Source organism: Actinoplanes sp. URMC 104 (assembly GCF_051386375.1).
GTDB lineage: Bacteria > Actinomycetota > Actinomycetes > Mycobacteriales > Micromonosporaceae > Actinoplanes.
Window position 1 is genome coordinate 624,518 of record NZ_JBPQTO010000007.1, and the last position, 13,083, is coordinate 637,600.

Consider the following 13,083-nt stretch of genomic DNA (forward strand, 5'->3'; position numbering starts at 1 on the left):
AGGCACCCCTTGTTCCCGTTCCCCGGTCAGCAGCCCTTCCCTCTCAACGCCTGGTACGCCGCCGCCTGGGACGTGGAGGTCGCCCGGACGCTGCTGCCCAAGACCGTCTGCAACCGCCCGATGGTGCTCTACCGCACCACCGCCGGCCGGCCGGTCGCGCTCGCCAACGCCTGCTGGCACCGGCTGGTGCCGCTGTCGATGGGACGGCTGCACGGCGACGACGAGATCCAGTGCGGCTACCACGGCATCTGCTTCGACGCCGACGGCCGCGCCACCTTCATGCCGGCGCAGGAGACGATCAACCCGAGCGCGAGCGTGCACTCGTACCCGGTGGTGGAGCGGCACCGCTTCATCTGGGTGTGGCCGGGCGACCCGGCGCTGGCAGACCCCGCGCTGGTGCCCGACATGCACTGGAACCACGACCCGCAGTGGGCCGGCGACGGCAAGACGATCCGGGCCGCGTGCGACTACCGCCTGATCACCGACAACCTCATGGACCTCACCCACGAGCAGTTCGTGCACGGCTCGAGCATCGGCCAGGAGGAGCTGAGCGAGTCGGAGATGGAGGTGACCCACGACGAGCGTACGGTGACCGTCAGCAAGTGGATGATGGGCATCGAGGCGCCGCCGTTCTGGCTCAAGAACCTCCAGGACAAGTTCCCCGGGTACGACGGACCGGTCGACCGCTGGCAGATCATCACGTTCGAGGCGCCGGCGACGGTGTGCATCAGCGTCGGGGTGGCCAAGGCCGGGACGGGCGCGCCCCAGGGCGACCTCAGCCAGGGCGTCAACGGCATGGTGCTCAACACGATGACCCCGGAGACCGACAAGAGCTGCCACTACCTGTGGGCGTTCGCCCGCAACTGGTGTCTCGGCGAGCAGGCGATCACCACGCGGCTGCGCGAGGGCGTGTCGGGGGTGTTCTTCGAGGACGAGACGATGCTCGAGGCGCAGCAGAACGGCATCGACGCCAACCCGGGCTACGACTTCTACAACCTCAACATCGACGCCGGCGGCATGTGGGCGCGCCGGCTCGTCCAGCGGATGATCGACGCCGAGCAGGAGAAGGGCACCCAAGACGCCGTACGGCAGGCGCCGGCGCCCACGGCGGCCGACGTGACCGTGCCCCCGCACGAGGTCAACCCCGACCTGCCCGGCCGCTTCGAGCAGCCGGCCACCCTGCTCGAGCGCGGGCTCTGAGCCGCCATGGGAGCCACCAGCCAGAAACGGTGGGGCCCGGCCACGGTCGTCGACGTGTGCGAGGTGGCCCAGCACATCCGTCAGGTCGTGCTCGAGCCCGCCGAGCCGGGTCCGGCGCCGCCGCCGGGCAGCCACCTGGACATCGAGGTGTACGTCAACGGCAGCCGCGACATCCGCTCGTACTCGATCGTGGGCGCCGGACCGTACGGCTATCAGCTCGTGCTCGGCGTGCAGCTGGCCCGGCAGAGCCGCGGCGGCTCGGCGTACATGCACGCGCTGCGCCGCGGCGCCCGGGTGAGCGTGACCCAGCCGCTGCAGAACTTTCCTCTCACGTACGGCCGCCCGCAGTACGTCCTGGCCGCCGGCGGCATCGGCATCACCGCCCTGGTGGCCATGGGCAAGGCGCTCAAGGCCCGCGGCGCCGACTACCGGTTCGTGTACGGCGCCCGCTCGCGCAAGGTGATGGCCTTCCTCGACGAGCTGCAGGCCGAGCACGGCGACCGGCTGGAGGTGTACGTCGACGAGGAGGACAACCGCCTCGACGTGCGCAAGCTGGTCGACGGCTGCTCCCCGGGCACCGAGATGTACGTCTGCGGCCCGATCCCGATGCTCGACGCGATCCGCGCCGCCTGGGCCCAGGCCGGGCGGCCGCCGTTCGGGCTGCGCTTCGAGACCTTCGGCAGCAGCGGCCGCTTCGCCCCGGAGTCGTTCCGCGTCCGGATCCCCCGGCTCGGGCTGGAGGCCACCGTCGCGCACGACGTGAGCATGCTCGAGGCGCTCGAGGCGGCCGGGGCGGACATGATGTTCGACTGCCGGCGCGGCGAGTGCGGGCTGTGCGAGGTCAAGGTCCTCGAGGCGCACGGGCTGCTCGACCACCGCGACGTGTTCTTCAGCGAGGCCCAGCACGGCCGGGGCGACCGCATGTGCACCTGCGTCTCGCGGGCGGTCAGCCAGCGCACCGGCGGCGTCGGGACCGACCCCGGCGACGCCGTGCTCACCATCGACATCCCCTGAGGAGGTGAGGTGACCATGAGTTCCCTGACGAGCCGGACGACCGGCCGGTACACCAGCCTGTGGGCACTGCTGCTGTTCGGCTGGGTGATCAGCTACGCCGACCGTACGGTCACCGGACCGGTCATCGCGTGGATGATCTCCACCCAGTCCGGCTTCATCGGCGACGCCGCCAACCCCGCCACGCTCGGCGGCCTGGTCGGCTCGATGTTCTTCGCCGGCTACATGCTCACCCAGTACCCGGGCGGGCGCCTCGGCGACCGGTACGGCCACCGCGAGATGATCGTCGTGTCGCTGCTCTGGGCCGGCATCATGACGATCCTCTCCGGCGCGCTCGTCGGTCTGGTCGCGTTCGTCGCCGCCCGCGTGCTCACCGGCCTGGGCGAGGGCGTGTTCTACTCCAACGACCGTACGCTGATCATGAAGCACACCCCCGTCCCCCGCCGCACGCTCGGGCTGGGCGTGGTCATCGCCGGCCTGTCGATCGGCCTGACCGCCGGCATCCTGCTCACGCCGATCTTCATCAACTGGGGCGGCGACCTCGGCATGGGCGACGAGGCCTGGCGGCTGCCGTTCTACATCTTCGGCGGCGTGTCGATCGTCATCGCCGCGGTCGCCTTCGCGTACTTCCGCTCACGCCTGGGCGGCCCGCTGAGCCTGGGCGCGCCGGCCGGCCGGCTCGCGCTCTACTCCCTGCCCACCTTCGTGTTCATCGTGGCGATCTTCCTGGTGGCCGAGACGTTCGGCTGGCCGGAATGGGCGACCGCCTCCGCCGTCGGCGTGCTGGCGCTGATCTACATCGTCGTCATCGTGCACCGGGTCCGCGGCTCCGGCCAGGGCGCGACGCTGTTCGGCCGCGACATCACGCTGATCTACGTCGGCTACATCGCCATCCTGTACAACCTGTGGTTCTTCAGCTTCTGGTCGGTCCAGATCGTCCGCGAGGCCGCCTCCAGCAGCCTGGTGGCCGCCGGGCTCACCGCCGCGTTCAACGCCGGCGCGGGCATCATCGGCTTCCCCGTCGGCGGCTGGCTCGCCGACCGGGCCGTGCGCACCGGCACCGGACGCAAGCCGCTGCTGCTGGGCTGCACCGCCGTCTACACCGTGCTGGTCGTCCTGTTCGGCTGGAGCATCGCCGGCGGCCGCGAGCCCTCGCTGCTGCTGCTCGGGGCGCTGCTGTTCACCTCGGGCCTGTTCTTCAACGCCCTGCAACCCATCGCTCAGGGCATGACCGGCGACCTCGTGCCCGACGACCAGCGCGGCTCGGCCTTCGGCCTGGAGAACCTGATCTCCGAGATCGGCGCCGTCGCCAGCCCGGTCGTCAGCGGCATCCTGCGCGACCAGACCGGCAGCTGGGCGCCCGGCGTGTTCGTCGCCGCCGCCATCATGGCCGTCGCCTTCGTGCTGTGGGTCTTCGTCCGCGAACGGACCCCCGCCCACCACGAGGACTTCGAGCCCGCCTGACCCCGGCCCGGGCCGATACCCTGCTCGGGGCGCTTCCTACCGCGGCCCGAAGGAGGCGATGCCCGGGATGACGGCAGACCGGAACGACGTGCTCGGGTACTTCCGTACGCTCTCGAACTGGGGACGGTGGGGCGACGACGACGAGCTCGGCACGCTGAACCACATCACCGACGACGTCCGGCTGGCGGCGGCGCGGGCAGTGCGCCACGGCCGGAGCGTGTCGTGCGCGTGGGAGGTCGCCGGACCGCAGGACATGGAGCGGTCGACGACGACCTGCCCCCGCGCCGCCGACATGCCGGGAGCGGAGAACATGCCGCTGCCCGCCTTCCAGGCCGACCGCCGCTGGGGCTTCTCGTCCGAGCGGCTCGGCCTCACGTTCCACGGCAACTCCGTCACCCACCTCGACTCGCCGTGCCACCTCTACTGGGACGGCACCATGTACAACGGCCGGTCGCACTCGCTGGTCGACGCCGCAACCGGCTCGGCCTGGGCGGCCGTCACCGCGGCGGCGAACGGCATCAGCACGCGTGGCGTCGTGCTCGACATCGCCGCCGTCCGCGACGTGCCGTGGCTGGAACCCGGGCAGGGTGTGTTCCCCGCCGACCTCGAGGAGGCCGAGCGTCGCCAGGGCGTACGGGTCCGGTCCGGCGACGCCGTGCTGCTGCGCACCGGCCACGGCCGCGCCCGGCACGAGACCGGCACGGCCGGCGGTTTCACCCACCCCGGCTGGCACGCGTCCTGCCTGCCCTGGCTGCACGACCGGGAGGTGGCACTGATCGGCGCCGACACCCCTCAGGACGTACAGCCCGCAGGCTACGACGACGTGCTGATGCCGGTGCACGCCGTGGGCCTCGTCGCGATGGGCCTGTGGCTGCTCGACAACTGCGACCTCGAGGCGTGCGCCACGACGGCGGCCGAGCTGGGCCAGTGGGACTTCCACCTCACCGTCGCCCCGGTCCGCTTCGCCGGCACCTCCGGAAGCCCGGTCAACCCGATCGCCCTCTTCTGACCGCGCCACCCGCCTCCGGGCCATGCGCCCACCTAGGCTGCTGCCGTGGCCACCAACGACGACCTGACCGACCTGACCGACCGCGTGCGTGCCTTCGCGACCGACCGTCAGTGGGAGCAGTTCCATACCCCGAAGAACCTGTCGATGGCCCTGGCCGGCGAGGTGGGCGAGCTGCTCGCCGAGCTCCAGTGGCTCACTCCCGAGCAGTCGCGGACCGTCATGGCCGACCCCGAGCTGGGCCCCCGCGTACGCGCCGAGATCGGCGACGTCATGATCTACCTGACCCGCCTGGCCGACGTCCTCGGCGTCGACCTCATCGAGGCGGCGAACGACAAGCTCACCGACTCCGCCCGCCGCTACCCCGTCGAGGCCGCCCGCGGTTCCGCCGCGAAAAGACGCTGAATTCCCGCTCAACCTAGTCGCCCGCCAACTAGGCCGCTGCCCACCCGACCCCTTTTTAAGGTGTCCGGAATGGTCCGCGGGGACCTTCGAGGGGGTTTTGTGCGGCGCGCAGGTTATATCGGTTCCGTCCAGGACTTCCACGACGCTACTCGACCGCACACCATTTCGAACCTCATTGCCTTGCTGAGCAACAACCGGCCCGTACTCGATCGTGGCGAGACCGCTTCCTGGGCCGCGAGCCTGCCCGCGCTCGCCGATGTGTTGCACGAGGCCGGCCTGACGCGGCTCTCGATCGCGCTCGAGTTCCGGCCGTTCCACGCGGGATTCCGCCGGGCCGACGCGGTGCTCATGGGCGTCGGTGACAACGGGCGGCCGGCATACGTCGTCGTGGAGCTCAAGCAGTGGCAGCGGGCTGTCTGGGATTCCGTGCGCGAACAGGTCACGGACACGGGGGCGCGTTACGAGACGCCGCGTCACCCCTATGATCAGGCGGCGGCGTACGCGCAATTCATTCGCAATTACACCTCGGGCATGCATGACGAATCCGAGGTGACGATCGAGGCGGCCGCTTTTCTGCACAACGCGACGGAGGCGTCCATCGAGACGCTGCGGACCGCGGGTCACCGCCGCAGCACCGGCACGTTCAGCGGCGACGGTGTGGGGCGCCGGCGCTTCAGCGAGCGGCTCCTCGAGATCTTCGATGCGGATCGGAGCGGCACGCCGGTCAAGGACCGGCTCATGGACGCCCATTACGAGCAGGGCCCGGCTCTGCTCGAGGCAGCCGCGGCAATCTTCAGCGACCCCGCCCGCTATCCGCTCACCGACGACCAGTACGCCATCTTCGCCGAGATTCAGAATGCGGTCTCGGACGCGATGAGCGTGACCGCCGACCGCAATCAGGCCGTTTTCGTCGTGAAAGGCGGCCCAGGGACCGGCAAGACGTGGATCGCCATGCACCTGCTGGGCGCGAACGCGCACGCCCGGCGTCAGGTGGCGTACGCGACGAATTCCGGCTCGTTGCGGGAGGCCCTGCAGAAGTCCGCCGACTTCCGCTCCACCTTCGACGCACCCGCCAAGGAGCTCATCACCTCTGCCCGCACGTACTGGGACAGCTCGCGCTGGCGCCACCCGCTCGACCTGCTGATCGTCGACGAGGCCCACCGGCTCGAGCAATACACGGTACGCACCGGCCATGCCAATCCGCGCACGTTGCAACAACAGCTGGAAGAACAGCACATCACGCAGATCTTCGAACTCAAGAAGTCGGCGAAGGTGCTGGTCCTGTTCATCGACGAGGACCAGGCGTCCACGTACCGCGATTTCGTCACCATCGACGAGGCACTGAGCGTCGCTCAGCGCACGGGCGCCTCGTTCGACATCTTCGAGTTGCGCGAGCAGCACCGCAGCGGCGGCTCCGAGGCGTACGAGGCCTGGGTCGACGCCCTCCTCGACGGCACGCCCACCGTCTGGCACGACGAGGACAACTTCACCGTACGGGTCGCTCGGTCCCCTCAAGAACTGGAACGCCTCACCCTCGAGAACGCCGCCGAGGAGAAGGCGCGCCTGCTGGCCGGCTTCTGCTGGGAATGGAGCACCCCGCCTCCCGGGGCCATCACCATCGAGGACGTTCCCGCCGACATCTCCATCGAGGGCTGGCACAAGCGCTGGAACCTCCGCAAGGGCATCGACGGCTTCCCGAGGGACACCGCCTGGGCCCACGACCCGCGAGGCGCCGAACAGGTCGGCTCGATCTTCACCGCGCAAGGCTTCGAGTTCGACCGCTGCGGCGTCATCATCGGCCCCGACCTGGTGTGGAATGCCGAGACCGAGCAGATGACCGTGCGCATGGAGGAGTCGAAGTACAAGAAGCTGGTCAGCCTGCACCGCCGCGATCCCACCGCTGCAGCCCGGGTGCGCAACCAGTACCGGGTCCTGCTGACACGGGCCATGCGTGGCGTGATCCTTTACTCCACGGACCCCCGGACGGTGGAGATGCTCGCCAGCATCGTCAATCCGGCCGACGAGGCTCTCTCCAGCTGAAGGCCTTCTCCGGCCGCGGGCACCGAGCGTAGTGGCGTTTACATGACTCGGGAAACGGTATGCCAGGCCCTGCCAGCCATCGCGGCGGAACAGAGGGGACCGACGTGTCCGAGCAGGAGAACAGGGCGGGAGCCAACCAGGGCTCCCTGGCCGACAGCGACGCCCACCCCGAACGGGCCCAGGGCGAACCCGGCACCACCCCCGAGGCGACGGCGCGGCCGACTCACGGCGGCCCGGCCGGTGATCAGCCGGCACGTTCGCTGCCCGACGAACCGCTCAAGCCCCAGGACTGAGGCACCATGACCACAGAACCGCAGCAGCCCACCAACGACGACGGAACCGAGACCGAGGGTGACGCGCCGGTTCTGCCGGCCGGCGACGACGTCCGTGTCGGGCCCGAGCAGTCCGACGAGCCGGAAGCCGGAACGACGGAGCCCTCGGACTGAGCGCGAGCGTTACGCCGGCAACCATGCCGCGGCCTGCCGCACCAGGTGGGCCGGCACCTCGTGGCCGCCGGCGAACTCCTCGTACGTGACGTCGTAGCCCATGGCCTGCAGCCGCGGCACCAGGCGCCGGCTGCACCGGTCGATGGGAAGGACCCGGTCGGCGGTGCCGTGCGACACGAAGATCCGCGGCTCGCCGGTGCGGACCTGCGGCGCGGCGAAGCCCGGCGAGAAGGCCAGCACCGCCTCGAAGAGGTCGCCGTTCGCCATGCCGAGCGAAAGGGCGTACGAGGCTCCGTCGGAGAACCCGCCGATGGCCATCCGATCGACGGGGTATTGCTCGAGGATCCCGGTCAGCACCCGGTCGAGCCGCCGTACGTCCGGGCCGAAGCGACCGTGGATCATGTCCCAGCTGGACCCGGACGACTGCGGCGCGACGATCAGCAGGCCCTGCTCGGCGGCGACCGGCAGCAGCAGGCCGAGCCCGTGCCGGGCCGACCCGCCCGCGCCGTGCAACGACACCACCAGCCGGTACGCGGTGCCGCCGGCGGGCTGCGGGACGAAGACCAGCGCGAGCAGGCCGCCGTCGGTGTCCTCGATCGGCATCGTCCCGGTCGGGCCGGTCGCGGACGGCGTCGCTCCGAGGCGTACGCCCAGCCGGCCGCGACCGGCCTGCCCCGATCCTCTGCTCATCCGGCCGCCTACCCCGGCCGACCGGCGTGAAACCGCGGCCATCGGCGCCCCGGAAGCAGCCGTCAGACCCGATCCTCGAGGCCGGCGACGGCCGCCGCCGCTGCCTCGCGCACCGTGGCGGCCAGCGCGCCGGCGATGACCGCGTACCCGGCGCTGGACGGATGGAACCGGTCGGCGCTGAACAGGTCCTGGTCGACGGCGAAGCCCGCCGCCGAGGTGATCCCGATGTCGGCCACCCGGGCGCCCTCGGCGAGCGCGGCCCGGCTCTGCGCGTCGTGCAGCACCCGGCTGCCGGCCCGGACGATCGCCCGCATCTGCGGCGGCACCCACGGCACCACGCTGAGGTCGGGCGCGGGCGCGACCACCACCTCGGCGCCGGCCGCGCGCAGGCGCCGGACGGCGTCGGCGAGCTGGGCGGCGGCCTGCTCCGGCGGCACGAAGCGGGTCAGGTCGTTGGCCCCGATGATGATCAGTGCGAGCTGCGGCCGCCAGGCGAGTCCCCGCTCCACCTGGGCCCGCAGGTCGCGGCTCTGGGCTCCGGGCACGGCGAAGACCCGCACCTCGTTGGGAAGGTCATGGGCTGTCATATCGGCCGAGAGACGCTGCGCCACCGTGTCGGCGGCGGAGGAGGCACCCTGGCCGTAGGCGATCGAGTCGCCGAAGATCGCGAACTTGAGTGTCACTCAAGGTACAACTGCCCCACCTCCGGGTCGCTTCCCACGGCGGCAGGATCACGCCGAACCGAGCGGCCGCAGCCCGCCGGCATCCACCAGATAGGCGCTCGCCAGATCGGCGTCGGGGATCGCCGCCAGGCCGACCACGGCAGCTCCCACGGACGCCGGGCTGGGCGCGGCCGGCAACGCGTCACGGAACTGCTGCGGCGTCCGGCCGGAGCTTCGCGCGTACCCCTCGATCGCGGTGTCACCGACAGTCGTGCCGGGCGTGATGACCGGCAGCACGGTGGTCATCGTGATGCCCGTACCGCTCGCCTCGCCCGCGGCGTAGCCGGTGATCAGCCGTACGGTGGCCTTCGCGCCCGCATAGCCCCCGCTCAGCGGGGAGCCGCGCAGCTCAGCGGCGCTGCCGAACATCACCACCCGAGCGCCGGACGCAAGCGGCAGCCGCAGCACGGCCCGCAGCCAGGCGAACGCGATCCGCACGTCGGTGTGCTAGTGCGCGGAGAACGTCTCCCAGGTGTGCTCGGTCAGCCGCCCCATCGGTGGGATCGCGTCGGCCGTGACGACCAGCAGGTCGGGGCGGACACGGGCGAGCACCTTGTCGGCGAACGTCTCGTCGGTGGCGTCGCCCCGCTCCGCGTCGATGCCGTCCGAAGCAACGACGTCACGGGCCACAGCGGTCACCCGTGCCCCGGCATCGCGTGCGGCATGGGCGATGCCGCGCCCGAGGCCGCGGCTGCCACCGACCACAAGTACGGATCTTCCGGCGATTGCCGTCATCGCATCCCTCCTGGTGTTGTCGTCATACAGGGAGATCCGGCCCGGGCGGCAGACTCACCGGCTGCCGGAAGATCGGGAACAGATCGGGCTGCAGGAAGACGTCGATCCGCCTTACGCCGTCGGGCAGCACAGCAGGTGGTTGCGGATCGCCGGGCTGCTCGGCTCGGTCATGCCGTCCCGCTCCCGTCGGCCGGCCTCCTGGCCGGGGTCGACCGGCAGCGGGCCCACCCACCGCGTCTCGGCCGGCGCGCAACGCGCCCCCGGCTGCCAGTCGGTGTCCGGGCCGCCCAGGCCGGCCGGCAGCACCCGTCGTTCCCCGCTGCTCGAGCCGCCGCAGGCACACGTTCGTCGCGATCATGGCGAAAGAGGTCGCAGCGGCGAGGGACAGGTGGAACCGGAACGACAAGGAGCTTCAGATGTCCACGGCGGTGGCCGATCGGTACATCGTGACCTCGAAGCCCCGCTGCGACGACGAAGGGTTCACCCTCGTCGAGGTCATCGTGTCGCTCGCCCTGCTCACCATGGTGCTGACGTCGCTGACGGTCTTCATGATCAATTCCCGGAAGGCGCAGCGCTATGCCACGCTGCGCGACACCGCGGTGCAGCTGGCCGTCGACGGCATGGAGAAGGCGCGCGGCGTGCGCGGCTCCGCGCTGCTCAGCGGCCGCGCCGCGTGCGACAGCGGCTGCTCGCCCGTCGCCGCGCCGGTGGCCGGCACGCTGCTCGCGGGCGCCGTGCGCTGGGACGCGGCCGCCGCCGGCACGCTGACCGTGCCCCAGCCGGGCACCCAGCCGGACGGGTCGGTGGTCGACTCGCCCCTCGACCCGGAAGTCGTACGGCTCGACGGCCGCTGGTTCAAGCGTTACTACCACGTCGGCGCCTGCTCGCAGCCCGCGGTCACCACCAGCACCGCGGACATCAGCTGTGGCACGACGGTCACCTCCGCCTCGCTGGTTCGGCTGGTCGTCGCCGTCACCTGGAGTGACGCCCAGTGCGAGGGCGGTACCTGCGCCTACGCCGAGGCCGGCCTGTTCAGTTCGGCCGTCACCGACCCCTTCCTCGGCGGATGACCGCCCGGACCGGCGCCGGGCGGCGCGACGACGACGGCTTCAGCCTGGTCGAGATCCTGGTGGTGCTCGGCATCATGTCGATCGTCGGCACGATCTTCACGACCGGCATTCTGCAGATCTACCGCACCGCGGCCGCGGGAGAGGCCGACTTGGCGATCCAGTCCCAGCTCAGCCAGGCGCTGCTGCGCCTGGACAACTCGCTGCGGTACGCGTACTCGATCGGCGCCGTTCACACCGAGGCCGGCGGTACGTACGTCGAATATCTGACCCTGGCGCCGGTGCCCGGCCAGTCAACCTACGTCAAGCGCTGTGTGCAGCTGCGGCTGACCGGGGCCGACCCGCAGAACCTGCAACTGCAGCAGCGATCCTGGAAGCAGGCGGCGCCGGGCAGCCTGACCACGTGGACACCGCTGGCGGCGAACCTGACGACGACCGCCGGGTCGGCGCCGTTCGTGCGCACGCAGCCCACCGCAGCGCTCAACCACCAGCTGCTCACCGTGCGGTTGAGCGCCCTTTCCGGCACGTCGGCCAAGAGCAGCGCGCTGACCTACACCGCTCTCAACACGTACGCGAGCACCGCGCTCGATGCCGATGGGAACGCTCTGGCCGCCACGGCGGAGCCCTGCTACGACACGGCGGTCCGGTCATGACGATGCGCTGGTTGCGGCCCACTGACGAGCGCGGGTCCCTGCCGCTGGTGATGCTCCTGACGATCGTCGGCATGGGCGCGCTGTCGCTGCTGGGCAACACCGTCGTCCGGCAGCTCGGCAACACCCGGTACGACGCCGACCGGTCCATGGCGTTGAACGCCGCCCAGAGCGGCGTCGAGACCGGCCTGGCCCAGTTGCGGGGCCTGCCGGTCAACGCCACCGGCGACGCGGCGCTGTCCAGCCTGCCCTGCGTCGCGGGCGCGGGCAGCCCGAACCTGGTTCTCTCCGGGGCGGTCGCCGCCGGCCGGCCGACGGCCTACACCGTCAACGTCTACTACGTGCCGTCCGTCCCGCCGTCGGACACCGACCAGGAGTCGTGGGCACGCACCAACCGCCTCGGCTGCGCCGCGGGTGGCGGGGTCAGCACCGCGCCGATGTACGCGCTGCTGGCCGCGACCGGCACGGCGGGAAACGCCAAACGGTCGCTGCAGGCCACCTACCTGTTCCAGAGCCGCACCAAGCCGAACGTGCCCGGCGGCACGATCAAGGTCTACAACAGCGACCAGTGCCTCGCCGCGCCGCGCGGCCCGGCCGACTCGCTCCCGCTGGCCGTAGGCGCGCAACTGGTCCTGGCGACCTGCGCCGCGAACGATCCGAAGCAGGTGTTCACCTACAATCCCACTCTGCTGGTCGAGCTCAAGGGCAGTGAGGGGTCGGCGAGCTTCCCGCACGGCGCCTGCCTTTCCGCGGCCAGCGTCGACCACACTCCCGTGACCTTCGCCGACTGCGACGCGACCAAACGCACTCAGATCTGGAGCCTGAACAACCGGGACAACTTCGAGGGCACCACCGACGGCGAGAACCCCAACGGCAAGTGCTTCAACGTCGACTGGACGACGGTGCCGCCCACCGTCGTGATCAACAACGTGCTGGGGAACAACAGCAACCGGGTCGCCAACACCCAGGGCGACGGCACCGACGGCACCCCGTGCAGCGGCATCTCCGGCGACTACACCAAGTACAAGACGTTCTTCCCGGACCCGAGCGCGGGCACCGGCGCTGCCGGCGACGTCACCAAGCAGCTGGTCAACTACGACCAGTTCGGCCGCTGCCTGGACGTGACGGCCAACGACGTCAATTACGCGTTCCTGGTCGTCTTCCCGTGCAAGCAGTCACCCAACAAGATCATCCAGTGGAATCAGGTGTGGTTCCTGCCCGCTGTCGCCACGGGCAGCACCTCGGGGCAGGGCCGGGTCTATCTCAAGGGCAGCAACGGCGTCACGACGTACTGCCTCTACAGTCCCGGTTCGACCGCGGCGGGGGCGTACGTGCGGGTTGCGCTGTGCGATCTGACGACCGCCATCCCCGCCAACCAAATGTGGACGCGGCGGGTGTTCACCGGCGTCAACCAGACCTCGTACCGCATCGAGTCGACGTTCGGGACGAACGCGTCGGCCCCGTACTGCATGCAGCCGTCGCCGACGGACTACTGGGACCAGTTCAGCGCCATGAAGATCAGCAAGCTGGTCCTGGCCGCCTGCACGGGTGCCAACCTGCAGAAGTGGAACGCCTCACCCAGCATCCTGAGCTCCGTGGTGTCGGACTACCGCGAGAAGTAGAAGCACGACCGCGTGTCCGCGCGCC

General features: G+C 70.7%; 16 protein-coding genes. 11 read left to right on the forward strand and 5 right to left on the reverse strand.

The window, feature by feature from the left end:
• Nucleotides 1–9: 9 nt before the first annotated feature.
• From ACSNN8_RS24360 to ACSNN8_RS24395, 8 genes are all read left to right on the forward strand, one after another.
• On the forward strand, nucleotides 10–1,200 hold the full coding sequence (locus tag ACSNN8_RS24360; RefSeq protein WP_436651762.1) for an aromatic ring-hydroxylating dioxygenase subunit alpha: 1,191 nt from the start codon (nucleotides 10–12) through the stop codon (nucleotides 1,198–1,200).
• A 6-nt stretch (nucleotides 1,201–1,206) separates the two neighbouring features.
• Nucleotides 1,207–2,214 (forward strand): PDR/VanB family oxidoreductase, encoded by a 1,008-nt coding sequence (locus ACSNN8_RS24365; RefSeq protein ID WP_436651764.1) that lies wholly within the window; start codon nucleotides 1,207–1,209, stop codon nucleotides 2,212–2,214.
• Nucleotides 2,215–2,229: 15 nt separating this feature from the next.
• Nucleotides 2,230–3,675, forward strand: a complete 1,446-nt coding sequence (locus ACSNN8_RS24370) for an MFS transporter (protein WP_436651765.1) — start codon at nucleotides 2,230–2,232, stop codon at nucleotides 3,673–3,675.
• 67 nt (nucleotides 3,676–3,742) lie between these two features.
• Nucleotides 3,743–4,684 (forward strand): cyclase family protein, encoded by a 942-nt coding sequence (locus ACSNN8_RS24375; protein WP_436651767.1) that lies wholly within the window; start codon nucleotides 3,743–3,745, stop codon nucleotides 4,682–4,684.
• Between the two features lie 45 nt (nucleotides 4,685–4,729).
• The gene (locus tag ACSNN8_RS24380) at nucleotides 4,730–5,086 is read left to right on the forward strand and encodes a nucleotide pyrophosphohydrolase (protein ID WP_436651769.1); all 357 of its coding nucleotides are present in this window, start codon (nucleotides 4,730–4,732) and stop codon (nucleotides 5,084–5,086) included.
• 69 nt (nucleotides 5,087–5,155) lie between these two features.
• Entirely contained in the window at nucleotides 5,156–7,126 is a 1,971-nt protein-coding gene (locus ACSNN8_RS24385) for a DNA/RNA helicase domain-containing protein (protein ID WP_436651771.1), read from the forward strand.
• Nucleotides 7,127–7,230: 104 nt separating this feature from the next.
• A complete protein-coding gene (locus ACSNN8_RS24390) occupies nucleotides 7,231–7,419 on the forward strand; it encodes a hypothetical protein (RefSeq protein ID WP_436651772.1) in 189 nt (62 codons plus the stop codon).
• Nucleotides 7,420–7,425: 6 nt separating this feature from the next.
• Complete coding sequence (locus tag ACSNN8_RS24395; protein WP_436651774.1) at nucleotides 7,426–7,572, forward strand: hypothetical protein; 147 nt, start codon at nucleotides 7,426–7,428, stop codon at nucleotides 7,570–7,572.
• Nucleotides 7,573–7,581: 9 nt separating this feature from the next.
• Here the strand turns inward: ACSNN8_RS24395 and ACSNN8_RS24400 are convergent, their stop codons facing one another.
• The 5 genes from ACSNN8_RS24400 to ACSNN8_RS24420 all read right to left on the reverse strand — a co-directional run bounded on the left by ACSNN8_RS24400 (nucleotide 7,582) and on the right by ACSNN8_RS24420 (nucleotide 10,025).
• Nucleotides 7,582–8,262 (reverse strand): alpha/beta hydrolase, encoded by a 681-nt coding sequence (locus ACSNN8_RS24400; RefSeq protein ID WP_436651776.1) that lies wholly within the window; start codon nucleotides 8,260–8,262, stop codon nucleotides 7,582–7,584.
• 62 nt (nucleotides 8,263–8,324) lie between these two features.
• Complete coding sequence (locus tag ACSNN8_RS24405; RefSeq protein ID WP_436651777.1) at nucleotides 8,325–8,945, reverse strand: SGNH/GDSL hydrolase family protein; 621 nt, start codon at nucleotides 8,943–8,945, stop codon at nucleotides 8,325–8,327.
• A gap of 48 nt (nucleotides 8,946–8,993) precedes the next feature.
• Entirely contained in the window at nucleotides 8,994–9,422 is a 429-nt protein-coding gene (locus ACSNN8_RS24410) for a hypothetical protein (protein ID WP_436651779.1), read from the reverse strand.
• A 9-nt stretch (nucleotides 9,423–9,431) separates the two neighbouring features.
• Nucleotides 9,432–9,719, reverse strand: a complete 288-nt coding sequence (locus ACSNN8_RS24415) for an NAD-dependent epimerase/dehydratase family protein (protein ID WP_436651780.1) — start codon at nucleotides 9,717–9,719, stop codon at nucleotides 9,432–9,434.
• 111 nt (nucleotides 9,720–9,830) lie between these two features.
• Nucleotides 9,831–10,025, reverse strand: a complete 195-nt coding sequence (locus ACSNN8_RS24420) for a hypothetical protein (protein WP_436651782.1) — start codon at nucleotides 10,023–10,025, stop codon at nucleotides 9,831–9,833.
• Between the two features lie 110 nt (nucleotides 10,026–10,135).
• Here ACSNN8_RS24420 and ACSNN8_RS24425 point away from each other — a divergent pair, with 110 nt between their 5' ends.
• Genes ACSNN8_RS24425 through ACSNN8_RS24435 form a run of 3 tightly spaced genes read left to right on the forward strand, consistent with a single transcriptional unit; the run spans nucleotide 10,136 to nucleotide 13,058 of the window.
• Nucleotides 10,136–10,789 carry a type IV pilus modification PilV family protein gene (locus ACSNN8_RS24425; RefSeq protein ID WP_436651783.1) on the forward strand — a complete coding sequence of 218 codons (654 nt, stop codon included), beginning with the start codon at nucleotides 10,136–10,138 and terminating at the stop codon, nucleotides 10,787–10,789.
• Complete coding sequence (locus ACSNN8_RS24430; protein ID WP_436651784.1) at nucleotides 10,786–11,439, forward strand: PulJ/GspJ family protein; 654 nt, start codon at nucleotides 10,786–10,788, stop codon at nucleotides 11,437–11,439. Before ACSNN8_RS24425 ends, ACSNN8_RS24430 begins: the two co-directional genes overlap by 4 nt.
• Nucleotides 11,436–13,058 carry an RICIN domain-containing protein gene (locus ACSNN8_RS24435; protein WP_436651785.1) on the forward strand — a complete coding sequence of 541 codons (1,623 nt, stop codon included), beginning with the start codon at nucleotides 11,436–11,438 and terminating at the stop codon, nucleotides 13,056–13,058. The genes ACSNN8_RS24430 and ACSNN8_RS24435 overlap by 4 nt, the downstream gene beginning before the upstream one ends.
• Nucleotides 13,059–13,083: the final 25 nt, after the last annotated feature.

Excerpts from the sequence above, each read along its gene's own strand:
- ACSNN8_RS24365 (WP_436651764.1), top strand. The coding sequence starts at position 1,207 with ATGGGAGCCACCAGCCAGAAACGGTGGGGCCCGGCCACGGTCGTCGAC.
- ACSNN8_RS24370 (WP_436651765.1), top strand. The coding sequence starts at position 2,230 with ATGAGTTCCCTGACGAGCCGGACGACCGGCCGGTACACCAGCCTGTGG.
- ACSNN8_RS24375 (WP_436651767.1), top strand. The coding sequence starts at position 3,743 with ATGACGGCAGACCGGAACGACGTGCTCGGGTACTTCCGTACGCTCTCG.
- ACSNN8_RS24385 (WP_436651771.1), top strand. The coding sequence starts at position 5,156 with ATGGTCCGCGGGGACCTTCGAGGGGGTTTTGTGCGGCGCGCAGGTTAT.
- ACSNN8_RS24395 (WP_436651774.1), top strand. The coding sequence starts at position 7,426 with ATGACCACAGAACCGCAGCAGCCCACCAACGACGACGGAACCGAGACC.
- ACSNN8_RS24400 (WP_436651776.1), bottom strand. The coding sequence starts at position 8,262 with ATGAGCAGAGGATCGGGGCAGGCCGGTCGCGGCCGGCTGGGCGTACGC.
- ACSNN8_RS24415 (WP_436651780.1), bottom strand. The coding sequence starts at position 9,719 with ATGACGGCAATCGCCGGAAGATCCGTACTTGTGGTCGGTGGCAGCCGC.
- ACSNN8_RS24425 (WP_436651783.1), top strand. The coding sequence starts at position 10,136 with ATGTCCACGGCGGTGGCCGATCGGTACATCGTGACCTCGAAGCCCCGC.
- ACSNN8_RS24430 (WP_436651784.1), top strand. The coding sequence starts at position 10,786 with ATGACCGCCCGGACCGGCGCCGGGCGGCGCGACGACGACGGCTTCAGC.
- ACSNN8_RS24435 (WP_436651785.1), top strand. The coding sequence starts at position 11,436 with ATGACGATGCGCTGGTTGCGGCCCACTGACGAGCGCGGGTCCCTGCCG.